The sequence below is a fragment of the Demequina oxidasica genome (assembly GCF_000975115.1).
Classification (GTDB): domain Bacteria; phylum Actinomycetota; class Actinomycetes; order Actinomycetales; family Demequinaceae; genus Demequina; species Demequina oxidasica.
Map to the genome: position 1 here is coordinate 749,365 of NZ_BBRE01000001.1, position 17,359 is coordinate 766,723.

Annotated in this window: 19 protein-coding genes; 6 read left to right on the forward strand and 13 right to left on the reverse strand. The window is 64.9% G+C overall.

The genetic code is table 11. The annotated features are described in order from the left end of the window. Positions 1 to 47: 47 nt before the first annotated feature. Positions 48 to 338 carry a WhiB family transcriptional regulator gene (locus tag AOP77_RS03405; protein WP_061963635.1) on the forward strand — a complete coding sequence of 97 codons (291 nt, stop codon included), beginning with the start codon at positions 48 to 50 and terminating at the stop codon, positions 336 to 338. A 148-nt stretch (positions 339 to 486) separates the two neighbouring features. Here the strand turns inward: AOP77_RS03405 and groES are convergent, their stop codons facing one another. Continuing rightward, positions 487 to 780 (reverse strand): co-chaperone GroES, encoded by a 294-nt coding sequence (gene groES / locus AOP77_RS03410; protein WP_062209376.1) that lies wholly within the window; start codon positions 778 to 780, stop codon positions 487 to 489. A gap of 193 nt (positions 781 to 973) precedes the next feature. On the opposite strand from groES, the gene AOP77_RS03415 reads away from it, so the two are divergent. After that, complete coding sequence (locus AOP77_RS03415) at positions 974 to 2,167, forward strand: THUMP-like domain-containing protein (RefSeq protein WP_062209379.1); 1,194 nt, start codon at positions 974 to 976, stop codon at positions 2,165 to 2,167. 16 nt (positions 2,168 to 2,183) lie between these two features. Here the strand turns inward: AOP77_RS03415 and AOP77_RS03420 are convergent, their stop codons facing one another. Continuing rightward, on the reverse strand, positions 2,184 to 3,866 hold the full coding sequence (locus tag AOP77_RS03420) for a glycoside hydrolase family 3 protein (protein ID WP_084622244.1): 1,683 nt from the start codon (positions 3,864 to 3,866) through the stop codon (positions 2,184 to 2,186). 47 nt (positions 3,867 to 3,913) lie between these two features. After that, positions 3,914 to 4,954 carry a tRNA (adenosine(37)-N6)-threonylcarbamoyltransferase complex transferase subunit TsaD gene (gene tsaD, locus AOP77_RS03425; RefSeq protein WP_062209384.1) on the reverse strand — a complete coding sequence of 347 codons (1,041 nt, stop codon included), beginning with the start codon at positions 4,952 to 4,954 and terminating at the stop codon, positions 3,914 to 3,916. A 53-nt stretch (positions 4,955 to 5,007) separates the two neighbouring features. Here tsaD and AOP77_RS03430 point away from each other — a divergent pair, with 53 nt between their 5' ends. Beyond that, positions 5,008 to 5,649 (forward strand): malonic semialdehyde reductase, encoded by a 642-nt coding sequence (locus tag AOP77_RS03430; RefSeq protein ID WP_062209387.1) that lies wholly within the window; start codon positions 5,008 to 5,010, stop codon positions 5,647 to 5,649. Positions 5,650 to 5,787: 138 nt separating this feature from the next. Here the strand turns inward: AOP77_RS03430 and rimI are convergent, their stop codons facing one another. From rimI to glmS, 6 genes are read right to left on the reverse strand one after another with little or no spacing between them, the layout of a single operon-like run. Then, positions 5,788 to 6,228: a ribosomal protein S18-alanine N-acetyltransferase gene (rimI, locus tag AOP77_RS03435; RefSeq protein WP_062209390.1), complete on the reverse strand. Its 441-nt coding sequence runs from the start codon at positions 6,226 to 6,228 to the stop codon at positions 5,788 to 5,790. Positions 6,229 to 6,281: 53 nt separating this feature from the next. Next, on the reverse strand, positions 6,282 to 6,902 hold the full coding sequence (gene tsaB, locus AOP77_RS03440) for a tRNA (adenosine(37)-N6)-threonylcarbamoyltransferase complex dimerization subunit type 1 TsaB (protein ID WP_084622246.1): 621 nt from the start codon (positions 6,900 to 6,902) through the stop codon (positions 6,282 to 6,284). Between the two features lie 4 nt (positions 6,903 to 6,906). After that, entirely contained in the window at positions 6,907 to 7,449 is a 543-nt protein-coding gene (gene tsaE / locus AOP77_RS03445; RefSeq protein WP_062209393.1) for a tRNA (adenosine(37)-N6)-threonylcarbamoyltransferase complex ATPase subunit type 1 TsaE, read from the reverse strand. A 4-nt stretch (positions 7,450 to 7,453) separates the two neighbouring features. After that, entirely contained in the window at positions 7,454 to 8,563 is a 1,110-nt protein-coding gene (alr, locus tag AOP77_RS03450; protein ID WP_062209396.1) for an alanine racemase, read from the reverse strand. Between the two features lie 2 nt (positions 8,564 to 8,565). Further along, positions 8,566 to 8,922, reverse strand: a complete 357-nt coding sequence (locus AOP77_RS03455) for a holo-ACP synthase (protein ID WP_062209399.1) — start codon at positions 8,920 to 8,922, stop codon at positions 8,566 to 8,568. A gap of 6 nt (positions 8,923 to 8,928) precedes the next feature. Continuing rightward, on the reverse strand, positions 8,929 to 10,794 hold the full coding sequence (glmS, locus tag AOP77_RS03460) for a glutamine--fructose-6-phosphate transaminase (isomerizing) (RefSeq protein WP_062209402.1): 1,866 nt from the start codon (positions 10,792 to 10,794) through the stop codon (positions 8,929 to 8,931). A 136-nt stretch (positions 10,795 to 10,930) separates the two neighbouring features. On the opposite strand from glmS, the gene coaA reads away from it, so the two are divergent. The 3 genes from coaA (at position 10,931) to AOP77_RS03475 (ending at position 14,209) form a co-directional block, all read left to right on the forward strand. Beyond that, positions 10,931 to 11,875 carry a type I pantothenate kinase gene (gene coaA, locus AOP77_RS03465; protein WP_236685744.1) on the forward strand — a complete coding sequence of 315 codons (945 nt, stop codon included), beginning with the start codon at positions 10,931 to 10,933 and terminating at the stop codon, positions 11,873 to 11,875. A 126-nt stretch (positions 11,876 to 12,001) separates the two neighbouring features. Next, positions 12,002 to 12,628: a PadR family transcriptional regulator gene (locus tag AOP77_RS03470; RefSeq protein ID WP_062209407.1), complete on the forward strand. Its 627-nt coding sequence runs from the start codon at positions 12,002 to 12,004 to the stop codon at positions 12,626 to 12,628. Positions 12,629 to 12,673: 45 nt separating this feature from the next. Next, positions 12,674 to 14,209 (forward strand): DHA2 family efflux MFS transporter permease subunit, encoded by a 1,536-nt coding sequence (locus AOP77_RS03475; protein WP_152649751.1) that lies wholly within the window; start codon positions 12,674 to 12,676, stop codon positions 14,207 to 14,209. 4 nt (positions 14,210 to 14,213) lie between these two features. Here the strand turns inward: AOP77_RS03475 and AOP77_RS03480 are convergent, their stop codons facing one another. The 4 genes from AOP77_RS03480 to rplM are packed head-to-tail and all read right to left on the reverse strand — an operon-like array spanning position 14,214 to position 17,274. Then, on the reverse strand, positions 14,214 to 14,933 hold the full coding sequence (locus AOP77_RS03480) for a DedA family protein (protein ID WP_152649752.1): 720 nt from the start codon (positions 14,931 to 14,933) through the stop codon (positions 14,214 to 14,216). Next, entirely contained in the window at positions 14,930 to 16,291 is a 1,362-nt protein-coding gene (gene glmM / locus AOP77_RS03485; protein WP_062209413.1) for a phosphoglucosamine mutase, read from the reverse strand. The genes AOP77_RS03480 and glmM overlap by 4 nt, the downstream gene beginning before the upstream one ends. A 10-nt stretch (positions 16,292 to 16,301) precedes the next feature. Beyond that, positions 16,302 to 16,799: a 30S ribosomal protein S9 gene (gene rpsI / locus AOP77_RS03490; RefSeq protein WP_439644698.1), complete on the reverse strand. Its 498-nt coding sequence runs from the start codon at positions 16,797 to 16,799 to the stop codon at positions 16,302 to 16,304. Between the two features lie 31 nt (positions 16,800 to 16,830). Next, on the reverse strand, positions 16,831 to 17,274 hold the full coding sequence (rplM, locus tag AOP77_RS03495) for a 50S ribosomal protein L13 (RefSeq protein WP_061963606.1): 444 nt from the start codon (positions 17,272 to 17,274) through the stop codon (positions 16,831 to 16,833). Between the last annotated feature and the right edge of the window lie 85 nt (positions 17,275 to 17,359).

Below are 17,359 nucleotides of genomic sequence, written 5' to 3' on the forward strand. Positions count from 1 at the left end.
AACGGAGACTCGGGGCCGGCCCGATACAACGTCACAGGGGGCAGTTCATGGATACGGTCGCAAAGTTACCCGCGCCGACGCAGGACCAATGGGAATGGCAGTATGACGGTGCCTGTAGAGATGCTGACACTGACCTGTTCTTTCACCCCGAGGGCGAGCGTGGCGCCGCCCGACGCCGGCGTGCCGAAGCCGCCAAGCGCTATTGCGAACGTTGCCCCGTCCTAGACCTCTGCCGCGAGCGCTCACTCGATGCCCGCGAACCCTTTGGCGTGTGGGGTGGCCTCAGCGAGGACGAGCGCCACGCGATTCTGTCCGGCAGGCTCAAGAAGGCGAGTTAGTCCGACCTGTGGCCTGCGAGCAGGCCGCGCAACTGAAGAAGTGAATCTTGTGCCCAAAACGCACGAAGGCCCCGGGACTGAGTCCCGGGGCCTTCGTGTTGCCTCGCTTGGGACGCTGACCTAAGTCAGGCCCTAGTACGGGCGTTGTCTAGCTCACGACTGCGAGCAGGTCGCGCGCCGAGAGGATCAGGTAATCCTCGCCTGCGTACTTGACCTCGGTGCCGCCGTACTTGCTGTAAATCACCTTGTCGCCAACGTTGACATCCACGGGTACGCGGTTGCCATTGTCGTCAAAGCGACCCGGTCCCACTGCCACGACCTCGCCCTCCTGGGGCTTCTCCTTGGCGGTGTCCGGGATGACGAGTCCAGAAGCAGTGGTCTGCTCGGCAGCTGCCGACTTCACCACGACCTTGTCCTCAAGAGGCTTGATAGAGACCGACATTGCGGACCTCACCTTCCATCGATTATGTGTACCGAACGATTGAAACGCTTCCGTGGTTGGTGGCCCGCCGTCGCGGGGGTCAGGCCATCAGCACACTTCACGTGCCCCTTGCGGGGCGTTCTCAATTTAGCACTCTCGTACCGCGAGTGCTAACTAGCGGCGCTACATTCGCTGACCGTGAAACTATGAACCCATGGACCCCTCAACCGCGCGGCTCATCACCAGCGCAGACGGCCTCTCGCTCATCGATTCGTTGCCGCCGTACTCGGACTCCGACGCACTGACGCTTGGCGGTCAGCTGCGCAAAGCAGGGGCCGATGCTGCCACGGTCGCAGCAGCCATGACCCAGTCCCGTTTGCGCGCTGCAGCGCGCCCCAAGTTCGGCGAGTTCGCCGCCGGGATGCTGTTCACCCAAGACGGCCTCGAGCAGGCCACGAGACTGTCAGTGGCGGGCCTGCACGCGTCCCGCTTTCGCGACGCGGGCTGCACCCGCATCGCGGACCTCACGTCCGGCATCGGCGCCGATGCCATGGCCGCCTCCGCACTCGGGCTCGCGGTGGTCGCCTTCGAGTTAGACGAGGCGACCGCGCTGATTGCCGACCACAATCTGCGCCACTGGCCCACCACGGACGTAGTGCACGCAGACTCCCTCGGGACCTTGCGCTCCCCCGATGCCGTCACCAAGTTGGGCGTCGACGGAATCTTCGCTGACCCGGCCCGCCGCAATGCGCGAGGCCGGCGCCACGACCCCAAGGACTACTCGCCGGCACTCGACGAGGTGCTCGCGCTGCGCGACCTTATCCCCGAGCTAGGCGTGAAGGTCGGCCCCGCAATCGAGCACGACGCCATCCCCGAGGACCTGGAAGCCCAGTGGGTGAGTGTTGACGGAACGGTGGTCGAGGCTGCGCTTTGGAGCGGCAAGCTGGCCCAATCTGTCGGACACACGGCGCTCGTCATCGCGGACGGCGAGGCACATCACCTCTCGGGCAGCACGGACCGCGCTCCCGACGGGCCACTCGGCGCGTACATCTACGAGCCGGACGGCGCCGTGATCCGCTCAGGGCTGGTGGGCGAGGTGGCAACGGAGCTCGATGCTCACCTGATCGACCCGAGCATCGCGTACCTCACCTGCAACACTCCGGTCTCAACCCCCTTCGCTCGCGGCTATCGCGTGCTCGAGGTCCTCCCCTACTCGGTCAAGCGTCTCGCTTCCGCACTCCACGAGCGCAATGTCGGCGTCGTAGACATCAAGAAGCGCGGCATCGACATCACACCAGAGAAACTACGTCCGCAACTCAAACTTCGCGGGGACGACCGCGCTACCGTCATCCTGACCCGCATGGGCGGCCGTCACCAGGCACTCATCGTGGAGCCCCTGCACCGCTAGGTCAGCAGGGTCGGCGTCAGCAAGAATCAGACGGCATGTTCTTGAGCTTCACCGGCCAGGCGGACTCGGACTTCACGTCCCCCATGAGGATGTCCGCGAGGCCCTCCATTACGTCATCGGATCCGCCGTATGTCGCGATGTAACTGGTGGCCTTGGACTCGTCGAGAATCCAGGGGCCGGAGATCGCCACGACCACGTCTCCCTTGACATCCTCACTGGAGTTAACCGCGAGCCGCACCCGTGTCCCGGGGTTGTCCGCGTCCCCGATGCTGACGCCGCGTTCCTTGAGCGCCGCGGCCAGGGTCGCCCGCGCCTGGTCCCACCCCCCGGTGATTGTCACCGTGCCGGAGACCAAACGCTCGCCACACTTGGGAGTCACCACCGTCGCAGATTTCGCGGCGAACTCTTGCGCGAAGCCGTCCGAGTCGGCCGGAACGGGCTTGGCCTCGAGGCCCGCCTGCCACCGCATCAGCAGGATAGACCTTGCTGCCGCCTCGTCCAGCCGCTCGCGAGGTAGGTCACCGGATTTCACCGCTACCGCTATCGCGGCCATCGCCTTCTTGGTATTCGCGGGCATGAGCGCGATGTCCGCGCCAGCCTTGAGCGCCAAGACGGTCGCCTCGCCCGGCTCGTGGTGGTCCACTATCGCACCCATGTTGAGAGCGTCGGTCATGGCCACTCCTGTGAAACCCAGCCCATCGCGCAGATACGCATATGCGTCGGGGGAAAGGGAGGCCGCGTCTCCTCCCCACTCTGCGAGCGCAATGTGGGCAACCATGATGGCGGGCGCCCCCGCATCGACCGCGCTGGCGAACGGCACCAAGTCCCGGGCCTCGAGCTCCGCTACCGTCGCGCTCTGCGTGGGGAGACCCTCGTGCGAGTCGGTCTCGACGGCCCCGTGACCCGGAAAGTGCTTGACAGTGGTGATGAGACCGGCGTCCGTGTACCCCTCTAGCGCGGCGTTCGCGGTAGCCGCGACGTTCAGCGGGTCCGAGCCGGGCGACCGGGTGCGAATGACCGGGTCGCTCAGGCCGGCGGTGACGTCCGCATCGGGCGCGAAGTTGGTGTTGAAACCCAGCCCCAGGGTGCGAGCGCCCTGGTTCGAATAGACCTCGCGCACGTAGTCCTTGTCCGTCGCGGCGCCAGCGGCCATGAAGCCGGGCAGGTCGGGCATCATCCCTCGCAGGCGAGCGACAACCCCACCCTCCTGGTCGACGGCGATCATGACCGGCCAGTCTCGCTCGCCACCCGCCTCAGCGGCGGCGGAGGTCAGCGCCTTGGTGATTTTCGCGGTAGAGGTCGCGTCGCCCTGCAGCATGACACCACCCAGGCCGTACTTCTCGATCATTGCCTTGAGCTCGGTAGGAGACGTGCCCCCATACGATCCGACGATGACCTGACCCGCCGCGCGTTCCACGGAGAGTTCCTGAGCCGTAGCCAGCGCAGCGTCCCAGTCGGCCTGCGTGGGCCCCCACGCACGGGGGTACTCGGAGGGAATGGCCGACGGCGATGGGGACGGCGTAGCCGATGGCGTAGCGGTAGGTGTAGTTGATGGGGTGTGCGAGCTCGAGACTGACGGCGAGGGCGAGGCTTGCGCGCCCTGCCTGTGAGAGATGGCGGTGGTCGCCCAGACCCCGGCGCCGATCGCCACGATGGCAACGGCCGCAATTGTCGCGGACATTCCCCAGGATCGCGCCATCAACTCTCTCCGCTCGATTAGCCACCGGACTCACACCAGCGGGGCTGTCATACCAACACTGTAGTGAGCGGCATAGACGAGTCAACGCCGATGCTCAGCTCACTCGGCGTCAGCCCTCGCCTGGCGACGGCGCTTCCAAGCGCCGCGATCATCGCACCGTTGTCAGTGCAGAAACGAATGGGCGGGATGCGCACCTCGATCCCCGCCTCGGCACACCTCGCGGTCGCCAAGTCGCGAAGTTGACTGTTCGCGCTGAAGCCACCGCCAATGACCAAGGTCGTGACCCCGTGTTCCTGGCAAGCCTGAATCGTCTTGGCGACCAGCACATCGGCGACGGCGGCGGCAAAACTTGCCGCAACATCGGCCGTCGGCACTTCACGGCCCTCTGCCTCGCAGGCCTCCACCCAGCGCGCAACCGCAGTCTTGAGGCCGGAGAAGGAGAAGTCATACGCGTGTTTGGCCTGGTCCTTGGGCTTGGTCAGCGCGCGCGGGAACGGGATTGCAGAGGGGTTGCCCTCACGTGCGAGCTTGTCGACGTGCGGGCCACCGGGATACGGAAGGCCGAGCAGCCTGCCGACCTTGTCGAAAGCCTCGCCAGCCGCGTCATCGAGCGTGTGGCCTAGTTCGGTGATGTCGGTGGCGATGTCATTGACAAGAAGCAGCGAAGTGTGACCTCCGGAGACAACCAGCGCCATGATGCGCTCGGGGAACACGCCGTGCACCAACTCGTCGACGGCTACGTGTCCGATCACGTGGTTGACGCCGTACAGCGGCTTGCCGAGTCCAAGCGCGAGCGCCTTCGCCGCGGAAACCCCTACGGTGAGCGACCCAACCAATCCGGGTCCCGATGCGACGGCAACGGCGTCAACGTCTGCCAGCGAGTGGCCGGCGCGACTCAGTGCCTCCTCGATGGTGGGGATCATGGCCTCAAGGTGGGCGCGTGAGGCGACTTCGGGGACAATGCCGCCGAACCTCGCGTGCTCGTCCATTGACGACGCGACAACGTCTGCGAGCAGCTCGGTTCCGCGCACGAGCGCGACGCCGGTCTCGTCGCACGTGCTCTCAATTCCAAGTACGAGTGGGTCCACGGGGATAAGCCTATGCGTGGGAATAGATTGTCACGAACAAGCGTCTACGGGATATGACCAATTCCGAGCACGCCCCCGACTTTGCCCCACCCATCGAGGGCCTCGCGATTGACGACACTACGCAACGTCGCCTGTTCTTGGAGGCGCGTTCCAACATAGCGTTCGCGGAAGTCGACGTCCCGGACAGCATCATTCGCGACGTGTTTGACCTCATCAAGTGGGGTCCCACCGCCAACAACACCACGCCGATGCGCGTCGCCATCGCACGCTCGGAAGCTGCCCGCGAAGCGGTCATCGACAACGCGATGGAGGGCAACCGTCCCAAGTTGGCCAAGGCACCGGTGCTCTTGGTTGTCGCGCGTGACGACAGGTTCCACGACCACTTCGCGGTCACGTCACCCGGGTCCGAGGGAAGCGCAGAGCGCCTCGAGGCCGCTCCCGATCGTCGCACCACCATGGCGACCACCGGCTCCTGGCTGCAAGCGGGCTACCTGATCGTGGGACTGCGCGCCGCGGGTCTTGCGGTTCGCCCGTACGGCGGCTTCGACAAGGATGGCCTGGATAAGGCACTGTTCTCCGACACCAGCTGGGGATCGATCGCCCTGCTCGGCGTGGGCTACCCGTCGGATAGCGAGCACGGCGCCGGCCCTCGCAAGGGCCGCGTCTCCAATGACATTGGGGTCGCCTCGCTATAAGGAGACCTCACTGCGCGCGCTGACTCACTCCACACTCCCTATTGGTCCGGTTTCGCACCGTGGGCTCTAGGGCTGGTTCCGAGTGATGGAGCGAGGGGTTGAGTCAGTGGGTGATCAGCCGGGCGAGTGGGGGGCTAGTCAACCAGCGTGAGCTGGCGGGACCTTCGCTCTCATCACAATCGCATCCACGTCCTCGGGCTGGTAGTACCTCGGTCGCACCCGTACGTCCTCAAACCCATACGAGCGGTACAGAGCCAGCGCCGGGGTATTCGTCACGGCAACCTCGAGCCACGCGTCCCGTGCCCGCTCGGCACGCGCCTCGGTGAGAAAGTCCTCCATGAGGACCTTGCCGTGACCGGCTCCACGCGCGTTGGAATCTACCGCAATGTTCATCAAGTGAAAGGCGTCGCCGTCGTACCCGTACACCGCATAGGCGACCGGTTCACCGTCAATCTCGACCACGCGATAGCGCTTGCCGCCGTAGCGATAGTCCTCCTGGATCAGCTTGAGCGACCATGCCGCGGCGCCAAAGATCTCTCGCTCGCGCTCGGCCATCCAGGCGAGTTGGTCCTCGCTCATGTCGCGCAAGCATCGCCGATGCTCTGGCGCGGCCCCTAGTGGCCCCGCGACGCTCACGCGCCCGGCACTCCGTGGACGTCGGGGCGACGCATGTACATGGGCTCCGTGGGAAAGTCGGTATCCCCCGCCTCCAGCCTGCGGGCGGCCACTCGTGCGAGCCACGCGGGATCTGGGTCCGCATCCTTCGCATCCGGGAATACGTCCGGATAGAGCAGCGCTCCACGACCCACGACGCCACCCAGCGGCTGCACGTCCGCGGGCGCACTCACGTGCGGCGCACCATCGGCGACCCCATTGGTGTAGGTGGCCCAATAGACCTCCTTGCGGCGCGCATCGGCGACTACGGTGATCTGGCCCCCGCCTGCATCGGCGGCCTGGGCGCCGACTGCATCGAGTGAGCACACGCCGCGTACGGGAACCCTCCACACCATGCCCAGTGTGCGGGCGGTCACGAGTCCCACGCGCAGACCAGTGAACGGTGCCGGCCCTGTTCCCACCACAATTGCGTCAACATCCGTGCCGGCGATTCCGGCATCCGCGAGCGCGGCCTCAATCATTCCTGACAGCAGCTCGGAGTGACCACGTGGCGAAAACTCGGTGCGCGCGGCTACGGTCTTGTCGCCGTCGACCACTGCGACGGAGATGGCGGAGGAGGTGTCGATTGCGAGTATCACGGCACTAGCCTAGGTCGCCGTCGGAGGAAGAGGTGTCCGCCGCAAAATCCACATTCACCCAGCGCGGCCCATGCGCGAGGATGCTAACCTCGCGGCGCCCGCCTTCAGGGTTCGCCATGTCCAACTCTCCACCCCGCTCGCGGTCGATACGCACGTGCAGGCGGTCCACTGCGAGCGCCTCGGCCTTTCCCTCACCCCATTCGACCACCGTCACGCTGTCATCCAGGGTGGTGTCGAGGTCGAGGTCGTCGAGCTCCGCGAGCGACGTCAGTCGGTATGCGTCAACGTGAATCAGTGCGGGCCCTCCCACCTCACTTGGGTGAGTCCTGGCGATGATGAAGGTGGGGCTCGCGACGGGCCCGCGCACGCCGAGCGCGTCGCCCAAACCCTGGGTGAACGTAGTCTTACCCGCGCCCAGGTCTCCTGACAGGATCAGCAGGTCGCCCGCGCGCAGGTGCGGGGCAATCACCTCGGTTGCGATCGCGCGCATCTGCTCTGCGCTGTCGGCGCTGAGGTGCAGTTCGGTTAAGCCGTTCACGTCAGTCATTCCTTCACTCCGCGGTCTTGGGCCGCAACCCGCCAAAGCGGCACACAATCTCGTAGTCGATGGTGTCGACGGCCATCGCCCAATCACGCGCCGTGGGCCCGCCGGGGCCTATCAGCGTCACAGCATCCCCAGTATTGGCTTCCGTCTCCGGACCCAGGTCAAGCACAAACTGGTCCATACAGACTCGACCGGCAATCGGGTAGCGCGTTCCACGCACGGCAACCTCGGCCACCCCGCCCGCGGCACGGAAGACCCCGTCGGCGTAGCCGGCACTCACCAGACCCACATGCGTGCGCTGCGGAGTGACGTACTCGTGGCCGTAACTCACACCATGGCCACCTGGCAATTCCTTGACAAGCGCGAGGGTGCTGGATACCGACATCGCCGCGACGAGGCCAAAGTTGTCGCCCTCTGGGTCATCGACAGGCGGCAAACCATAGATCGCGATCCCTGGTCGCACCATGTCGAAGTGAAGGTCAGACCGGGTGAGCGTGCAAGCCGAGTTACCCAGGTGCGCGAGCTCAACATTGAGCCCAAGTTCCTCGGCGGTCGCCAGCGCAGCGCGAAAGTTCTCCGCCTGTGCATCGACTGTGGGGTGGCCTGGCTGGTCGGCCCACGCCAGATGTGACCACATTCCCACGATCGTAATCAGGTCCTCGTCTTGGGCGGCCGATGCCGCGGCAAGTAAGCTTCCGAGGTCCGCCATGGGCACGCCCTCGCGTCCCAGGCCGGTGTCGACGCAGATGTGGACTGCGGCCGTGCCGTGGCCCGCGCGCGATGCGTCGACAATTGCGCGGAGCACCGCAAGCGAGCCCGCAGAGACGTCGATGTTGCGGCTCAGCAGGTCCGCGGCCGGCACCTCGGGGCCGTAGAGCCAAGTGAGGATGCGCCCCTCGTCTCCGCCGTCGCGCAAGGCGATAGCCTCGGACGGCTGTGCGACACCCAAGAAATCGGCACCACCGCGACGCGCCGCGCGACCGGAGGGCAGCAGCCCGTGGCCGTAGGCATCGGCCTTGACGACGGCCATGAGCTTCGCGGTGGGTGCGAGCGCCCGCAACGTCGCGACATTGCCCGCGATTGCGTCGTAGTCGACATCTACCTTCAACATGGTCATGACTACAGCGCCTCCCCAATAACGACGGCCGATGCGATGCCGGCATCGTGCGACAGCGACAGGTGGAATGACGTGATCCCGAGCGTTGCCGCGCGCGCCGCGACTGATCCCTTGATGGCCAGACGCGGGCGTCCCGAGTCCTCGCGGACCACCTCAGCGTCCTGCCAGCTCAATCCTCCGGGCGCTCCAAGCGCCTTTGCGAGGGCCTCCTTTGCGGCCCAGCGTGCCGCCAGCGAGTGAGTTCCCAGCTCGCGTTCTGCGGGCGTAAAGACACGTTCCAGGAATCCCGGAGAACGCTCGAGCGCCGCCTCAAACCGTTCGATGGCAACGACGTCGATTCCCAGCCCCACGATGGCCATCGTTGGCTACTCGACCGTGACCGACTTGGCGAGGTTGCGCGGCTGATCCACGTCGAGTCCCTTGGCCGTCGCAAGTTCGAGCGCAAAGAGCTGCAATGGGATCACGCTCAGTAGCGGGGACATCAGCACAGGCGAGGCGGGGACATAGAAGACCTGCTCTGCATAGTTGGCCGCCTCGGTGTCACCCTCCTCCGCGATCACAAACGTGCGGGCACCGCGAGCGCGGACCTCCTGCACGTTGGAAACCACCTTGGAGTGCAGCGACTCGCGTCCGCGCGGGCTGGGCAGCACGATGAAGATCGGCTGCCCGTCCTCGACTAGGGCGATGGGGCCATGCTTGAGCTCGCCGGCGGCAAAGCCCTCGGCGTGAATATATGCCAGTTCCTTGAGCTTGAGCGCGCCCTCGAGTGCGACGGGGAAACCCACGTGACGGCCCAGGAAGAGCACTGTGCGTTCGTCCGCGAGAGCGGCGCCGAGTTCGCGTATCGGCCCGGACGTGTCAAGGACCCGCTGAATCTTGGCAGGGATCTCGTCGAGCTGCGCGAGCAAGGTCGCAATCTCGTCCGGGAACTTGTTGCCTCGCAACTCGGACAGGTAGATGCCCAGCAGGAACGACGCCGTGATCTGAGCAAGGAAGGCCTTGGTAGAGGCCACTGCGATCTCGGGCCCAGCGCGCGTGTAGAGAACCGCGTCGGCCTCGCGGGCGATGGTGGAGCCCTGCGTGTTCACGATCGCGATGACGTTGGCGCCCTGCTGCTGTGCATGGCGCACGGCCATGATGGTGTCCATGGTCTCGCCCGACTGCGAGATGGCCACGACAAGCGTCTTCACGTTGACCACCGGATCGCGGTAGCGGAACTCATGCGCGAGCTCGACCTCCACCGGAATGCGGCACCAGTGCTCGATCGCGTACCGAGCGACGAGACCCGCGTAGGACGCGGTCCCGCAGGCAACAATGACAATCTTGTCGACGGAGTTGAGCACGGATTCGGCAATAATGCCGCCGTCGAGCTTGAGTCGCCCGTGGTCATCGACCCGTCCACGCAGGGTGTCCGCTACGGCCTGAGGCTGATCGTGGATCTCCTTGTCCATGAAGGTCGCGAAGCCGCCCTTCTCGGCAGCCTCAGCGTCCCAGTCCACGTGGTACGGCTCGCGCTCCACGACGTTGCCGTCTGCGCCGGTGACCACCACGGCATCGGGGGTGATCACGACGACCTCGTCCTGACCGAGCTCGAGCGCGGTCCGGGTGTGCTCGATGAAGGCCACCACGTCGGAGCCAAGGAAGTTCTCACCCTCACCGATTCCGACCACGAGCGGGGAGTTGCGGCGCGCTCCCACCACGGTGGTGGGCTCGAGCGCGTCGACCGCGAGCAGCGTGAAGGCGCCCTCGAGCTGCTGTGCGACGGAGCGCATGGCGTCGGGCAGCGAGAGGCCGCGGTCGATCTCGCGGGCCAGTAGGTGTCCCGCGACCTCGGTGTCAGTTTCAGACAGGAAGTCGATGCCCTCAGTCGCGAGCTCCTTGCGGAGAGAGGAGAAGTTTTCGATGATGCCGTTGTGAATGATGGCAACACGTCCGCCCGCAGCGAGGTGTGGGTGGGCGTTGACGTCGGTGGGGGCACCATGGGTTGCCCAGCGCGTGTGCCCGATTGCCGCGGTACCAGGAGGAAGGGGCCTCTCCGCCAATTCTGCCTCGAGATTTCGGAGCTTGCCCGATTTCTTAGCGATGGACACTCGCTCGCGGCTGTCAGTGACCACTGCGATCCCCGCTGAGTCATACCCTCGGTATTCGAGCCGCGCGAGGCCGCCCATGACGACCTGCTGGGGGCGAGTATTGGCCGCCCCTGAGCCCACATATCCGACGATTCCACACATGGGGATGAGTCTACTGGGAGAGGCGCACCTGGCAGGGACGTGTAGCGGGCGTCACGGCACACCGGCCGATGCCGCGGTTCAGTCGGTTCCTCCGTGCCGGTTACGCGTGTGCTTGGGCGTGCGACACAATGGACGCGTGACCGATAGCGCTGCCAGTCCGTTCATCACTCTGCCACGGGACGAATGGGCTGCGTTGGCTCGCTCCACTCCCTTGCCGCTCACCGAGCGCGACATTGCCAGGGTGCGCGGCCTGGGTGACCCCATCGACCTCGCGGAGGTCGACCAGATCTACCGGCCGCTCTCGCGCCTCTTGGACCTGTACTCAGAAGCCGTGGGTCACTTGCACGACGCCTCCAGCAACTTCCTAGGGGAGCGCGCCTCCCGAACGCCGTACGTGATTGGCGTAGCCGGATCCGTGGCGGTAGGTAAATCCACCACCGCCCGAGTCTTGCGCGAACTCATGGCTCGGTGGCCCCACTCGCCGCATGTCGAGCTCGTCACGACGGACGGATTCCTGCTTCCCAACGAGACACTGCGCAAGCGCGGGCTTTTGGAACGCAAGGGATTCCCCGAGTCTTACGACCGCCGTGCCCTCCATCAGTTTGTGGCGGCCGTGAAGTCCGGCGAACCCGTGGTCGAGGCGCCGGTCTATTCACACCTCACTTACGACATCGTGCCCGGCAAGGTGGTCAGCGTGCGGCAGCCCGAGGTGCTGATCGTTGAGGGCCTGAACGTGCTTCAGCCCGCAGCCCCCCGCACTCCAGGGTCGGCGTCCTTCGCCGTAAGTGATTTCTTTGACGTGTCCATCTACGTTGACGCCAAGCAGTCCGACGTGCGCCGCTGGTACGTCGACCGCTTCCTCACACTGCGCGAGACTGCGTTCTCGCAGCCCGACTCGTACTTCCACTCGTACTCGACATTGAGCGACGAGGAGGCACGCGAACGTGCGGGTCAGATCTGGGACTCGATCAACGCGCCTAACCTCGAAAAGAACATCGCTCCCACCCGCTCACGCGCCACGATCATCCTGGGCAAGGGCGCCGATCACCAGGTCGAGTCCGTCCAACTGCGCAAGCTCTAAAGAGGCTGCTCAACCGGGGAGGATTCACGCACGGCGCAGCCACGCCCCACTTGCCCGCGTTCCGGTCTTGCATGCCGCCCTGACCGCAAATATACTCGGCGTGGAATAATCGGAATGGAGCAACTTATGGGGAAACGCGCCGCCTCCATCGGCCCGCTAGGGGTTGTGACTCTCGCTCTCCTTGTCGAGCGGCCCATGCACCCCTACGAGATGTACCAACTACTGATCGCCCGCGGCGAGCAGCGCATCGTCAAGGTCCGCCCGGGGAGCCTCTATCACACAGTCGATCGGCTGGTCGAGCACGGCCTCGCGGCATCTGTCGGCACTGAGCGCGCCGGCAACAGACCCGAGCGCACGGTCTACACGATTACCGATCATGGGCGCGAGAAACTGGCAGACCGGGTGGCGGACCTGCTTCAGGCACCTGTCAATGAGTACCCCTTGTTTCCGGTCGCGATCGGCGAGGCTCACAACTTGTCAGGCGACATCTTTCGCGGGCTTCTCGAGCAACGCCTTGCACAACTGATTATGGAGCGCACTGACCTAGAGGCCCATGTCACCGAAGCGGCAACCCGCGGAGTGCCCCGGCGCTGGACACTCGACAGCGAGTATCTGGTCGCCCAGCTCGGTGCGGAGATCGCGTGGGTCGAGTCAGTCATTTCAGAGCTCGACTCCGGTGCCCTCGACTGGGAAGAACCGCTCCCCGACTCTCTGCGGGGCACCCCGACGAGCGGCGACCCCCTCACCACCTGAACGTCCCTCACATCCTGCTTGCACCCAGAAAACCTAAGGAAAAACGTGACCGAATCTCGAAGCCCCTGGCCCGCGCTGTGGGCGCTCGTCGTCGGGTTCTTTATGATCCTTATCGACACCACCATCGTGGCCGTGGCGAACCCGTCGATTCAGCAGGGCCTGGACACCACGACCACGGGCGTCATCTGGGTGACCAGCGCGTACCTGCTGACCTATGCGGTGCCCCTACTCGTGACCGGACGACTCGGTGACATGTTCGGACCCAAGCGGATCTACCTCATCGGCCTCACCATCTTCACACTCGCTTCGCTGTGGTGTGGCTTCGCCGACACTCTGCCCGGCTCCGGAATCGGCAACCTCATCGCGGCTCGCGCCGTTCAGGGACTCGGCGCCGCACTGATGACCCCACAGACCATGGCGGTGATCACACGCACCTTCGCCCCCAACAAGCGCGGCACTGCGATGGCGCTGTGGGGTGCGACGGCGGGAGTCGCCACGCTCATCGGCCCGTTGCTGGGCGGCCTGCTTGTCGACGGCCCTGGGTGGGAGTGGATTTTCTTCGTCAACGTGCCCATCGGCGTCATCGCCTTCGTGCTCGCCTGGCGCCTGGTCCCCAACCTCGAGACTCACGTTCACAAGATGGACTGGCTCGGAATTGTGCTGTCATCTGTGGGTATGTTCCTGCTCGTGTTTGGCCTTCAGGAAGGCACTGATAACGATTGGAATGGATGGGTTTGGGCGTCAATCATCGGCGGCCTCGTAGTGATCGCACTGTTCATCTGGTGGCAGCGGATCAACAAGAACGAACCCCTCCTGCCTCTCAAGCTCTTCAAGGATCGCAACTTCTCCCTTGCGAACGCAACTATCAGCACCGTGGGCTTCGCGATCACCTCGATGTTTATCCCTATGGTGTACTTCTACCAGGTAGTACGTGGGCTCAGCCCCACACAGACAGCGCTCATGACGGTTCCGACGGCGCTGATGACGCTTTTGCTGGCACGCCTGGCCGGAAAGCTGACCGACACGGTGCACCCGCGCTACCTGGTGGTGCCTGGCATGCTGGTCACGGCCTTCTCGCTGTGGCTCACGGCCGTGATGTTCACCCCCACCATGTCAATCGGACTGTTGCTCATTCCGCCAACCATTCTGGGAATCGGCAGCGCGTTCATGTGGGGTCCGATCTCGTCGACCGCGACGCGCAACCTGCCCATGAACGCCGCCGGCGCCGGGTCGGGCGTCTACAACACCACCCGCCAGGTGGGGGCGGTTCTAGGCTCTGCCGCGATCGCCACTCTGCTGGCAAACAGAATCGCCGCGAACCTACCCGCCGCGGCCGGCAGCGCAGACGGAGGCGAGGCAGGCCTAGGAGCGCTTCCCGACGCCCTCAAGGATGGCTTCAGCACTGCCATGGGACAAACGTTGTATTTGCCTGCAGTCGTCTTGGTCCTGGGCGCAGTCCTGGCGTATTTCTTTGTGAAGCCCGCGCACATGAGGGAAGGTGGAGGTGTCGCGCCACAGATCGACTCCGCACGCACGGGTGAGGTCGCCGGTGCGTCCTCACCGGTGAAGCAGGGGGCCTAGCCCGCTACGAGTTGTCGCGCCCGTCGTCGATGTTGCCATTCTTTCCACCGTCGGCGGCGGGAGTCTCGATCTGCTTTGAGAGGTCAGGGACCTCCGGAGGACTGAAGCCAATCTTCTGCATGACTCGATCAATCACGAAGCCCATCACGATGCCGGCAACGACGCCGACCACGATAGACAAGATGAGGTTGTCGCTAAAGAGCGAACCGGTGAAGATTCCGAGAACCACCGAGTAGGTCGCCCAGATCAGCGCGCCGATGGCGTCGACTCCCATGAAACGCCGATGCGGGTAGCGCAGCGCACCAGCGGAGATATTGGCGATCACGCGACCCATGGGGATAAAGCGCGCGGCGATGATGAAGGTAGAGCCGCGCTTCTCCAAAGCGCTATCGGCCCATGCCAAGGAGGCCTTGCCCTTCTCGGTGTTGAACATCTTCCACTTCGTCACGTCGAAGAGGCGGCCGATGCCGTACGCAATTTGGTCTCCGCACCAGGCACCGGTGGCAGCTGCAATCCAGATCCCGGGCAACCAGGGTGAACCGGTCTGGGCCCACGCGGTAGCCGAGGCGATGATGACGGACTCCGAAGGTACGACCGGGAAAAACCCGTCGACGACCGAGAGGATATACATCCACGGGTAGATCCACAGAGAGTCAGTGAGCTGAAGAATCCACTCTTCGAGCTGCCCGGAGAATCCGGTGATGGTGTCCCAGAGGTTGTTCACGAACACAGTCTGTCAGCAACAACCGCCGCTAGGGCCTCCGCGTGACGTTCTGCGTCCTCTTTTGTGCTGGCCTCGACCATGACCCGCACCAACGGCTCGGTGCCCGATGAGCGCAGCAGCACTCGGCCGTTGTCGCCAAGTTCCTTGCGGGCAGCGGCAACCGCGTCTTGGAGAATCCGGTCGGTGTTGACCTTGGAGCGGTCCGCGCCGGGCACATTGATAAGTACCTGCGGGAGGACGTGAATGGTCGCGCACTGGTCACGCAGCGAGCCGGCAGCCTTGACCTGCGCGCCGAGCAACAGCGCCGTCAGGACGCCGTCACCGGTGGTCGAGTAGTCAGACACGATGATGTGACCGGACTGCTCTCCGCCTAGGGTGAAGCCACCCTCGCGCATCGCCTCAAGCACGTAGCGGTCGCCCACCGCGCTCTCTACGATGTCGATACCGGCGTCGCGCATCGCGCGGTGCAGGCCGAGGTTACTCATTACGGTGGCCACCAGGGTGCTGTGATACAGCGAACCCTTGCTGTTCATAGCAAGCGCGAGAAGTCCCATGATGGCATCGCCATTCACGACCTCGCCCTCGTGGTCCACCGCGAGGCAGCGATCGGCGTCTCCGTCGAAGGCGACGCCCATATCCGCGCTGTGCTCCACCACGGCGGCCTGGAGGGGCCCGAGGTGGGTCGACCCCACACCGTCGTTGATGTTGTAGCCGTCTGGGGATGCGTTGATGAGATGCACCGTCGCGCCGGCCGCTGTCAGTGCTGCCGCACCGACCACGCTGGCTGCGCCATGCGCCGCGTCCACGACGAGCGTGACACCGGTCAGCGGGTGTGCCTCGCCCGCGAAGGTCGCGACGGCCCCCACAAGGTGGTTGACGTAGCGCTCACCCATCGCCGACGCGTCAGAAATCGTGCCAACGTCCGCGCCGAGCGGACGTTGCCAACTCTCGCCGATCTGGGCCTCAATCGTCTCCTCGACGGCGTCGTCAAGCTTGTGCCCGCCGCGCGCAAAGAACTTGATGCCGTTGTCGGGCATCGGGTTGTGCGAGGCCGAAATCACGACGCCGATGTCGGCGTCCATGGCCGCCGTCACGTGGGCGATGCCGGGGGTGGGCAAGACGCCCACGTCCAGGACATCGATTCCCGCGGAGGCGAGTCCTGAACTTACCGCCGCGCTGAGGAACTGCCCGGAAACACGCGTATCCCGGCCGACTATGGCACGGGGACGGTGCCCGGAGAACTCGCCGCGCTGCGCCAAAACGTGGGCGGCAGCGACGGCGAGGTCAACGGCAAGTTCGGCGGTGATGTCGCGATTCGCAAGCCCGCGAACACCGTCGGTTCCAAATAAGCGCGGCATGCGCTCGAGACTAGCGCTTCGAGTACTGAGGTGCGCGACGTGCCTTCTTGAGTCCAGCCTTCTTGCGCTCGACGACGCGTGCGTCGCGAGTCAGGAAGCCAGCCTTCTTGAGGGCTGCGCGGTTGGTCTCTTCGTCGATCTCGTTGAGCGCGCGTGCGACGCCAAGGCGAAGCGCACCGGCCTGACCCGAGGGGCCGCCACCGGTGATGCGTGCGTGCACGTCGAACTTGCCCTCGATGTCGAGCAGTGCGAACGGCGAGTTCGCGATCTGCTGGTGCACCTTGTTGGGGAAGTAGTTCGCGAGGTCGCGGCCGTTGATCGTCCAGTTGCCGGTTCCGGGAACCAGGCGAACACGGGCGATGGCCTGCTTGCGTCGGCCAAGGCCAGCGCCGGGTGCCACGTTGGACGTGCCCTTGCCGCGCTCAGGCGCGGATTCCGAGGTGTACTCGGTAGGCGCGTCTGCCTCGGTGTCGGTCACGTTTTCGGTCTCGACGTCAGTCGTCGTCACATCTGCCACTAGTCAGTCCTTCTTCTCCGCGCTACTGCGCGACCTGGGAAATCTCGAACGCCTGCGGCTGCTGCGCGGCGTGGGGGTGGTCGGAGCCTGCGTAGACCTTGAGCTTCGTGAGCTGCTCGGCACCAAGCTTGGTGCGAGGCAGCATGCCCTTCACCGCGTTCTCGATGACGCGCTGCGGGTTCTTCTCAAGGAGCTCCCCGATCGGCACGGCGCTGAGGCCGCCCGGGAAGCCCGAGTGGCGGTACACCATCTTGTCGGTGAGCTTGGCGCCCGAGAGGGCCACCTTTGAAGCATTGATGACGATGACAAAGTCACCGGAGTCAACGTGGGGAGCAAAAGTCGCCTTGTGCTTGCCGCGGAGCAGCGAAGCGGCCTGGGAGGCCAGACGACCGAGGACCACGTCAGTAGCGTCGATGACGTACCAGTTCTTGGTGACGTCACCCGGCTTGGGAGAATACGTGCGCACTTGAAAGCCTTCTCTTATCTGATCTGAGGGGGCGGTAACGAATTACCGCAAGTTTTCGGTCGGCGGGTCCTAGGAAAAGGCGAGT

Coding starts and splice junctions, on each gene's coding strand:
- AOP77_RS03415 (WP_062209379.1), top strand. CDS start 974: ATGGACCCCTCAACCGCGCGGCTCATCACCAGCGCAGACGGCCTCTCG.
- AOP77_RS03420 (WP_084622244.1), bottom strand. CDS start 3,866: ATGGCGCGATCCTGGGGAATGTCCGCGACAATTGCGGCCGTTGCCATC.
- AOP77_RS03455 (WP_062209399.1), bottom strand. CDS start 8,922: ATGGCCATCGTGGGGCTGGGAATCGACGTCGTTGCCATCGAACGGTTT.
- rimI (WP_062209390.1), bottom strand. CDS start 6,228: ATGAGCGAGGACCAACTCGCCTGGATGGCCGAGCGCGAGCGAGAGATC.
- AOP77_RS03405 (WP_061963635.1), top strand. CDS start 48: ATGGATACGGTCGCAAAGTTACCCGCGCCGACGCAGGACCAATGGGAA.
- alr (WP_062209396.1), bottom strand. CDS start 8,563: ATGACCATGTTGAAGGTAGATGTCGACTACGACGCAATCGCGGGCAAT.
- glmM (WP_062209413.1), bottom strand. CDS start 16,291: ATGCCGCGCTTATTTGGAACCGACGGTGTTCGCGGGCTTGCGAATCGC.
- AOP77_RS03470 (WP_062209407.1), top strand. CDS start 12,002: ATGGGGAAACGCGCCGCCTCCATCGGCCCGCTAGGGGTTGTGACTCTC.
- AOP77_RS03430 (WP_062209387.1), top strand. CDS start 5,008: ATGACCAATTCCGAGCACGCCCCCGACTTTGCCCCACCCATCGAGGGC.
- tsaE (WP_062209393.1), bottom strand. CDS start 7,449: ATGACTGACGTGAACGGCTTAACCGAACTGCACCTCAGCGCCGACAGC.
- glmS (WP_062209402.1), bottom strand. CDS start 10,794: ATGTGTGGAATCGTCGGATATGTGGGCTCAGGGGCGGCCAATACTCGC.
- groES (WP_062209376.1), bottom strand. CDS start 780: ATGTCGGTCTCTATCAAGCCTCTTGAGGACAAGGTCGTGGTGAAGTCG.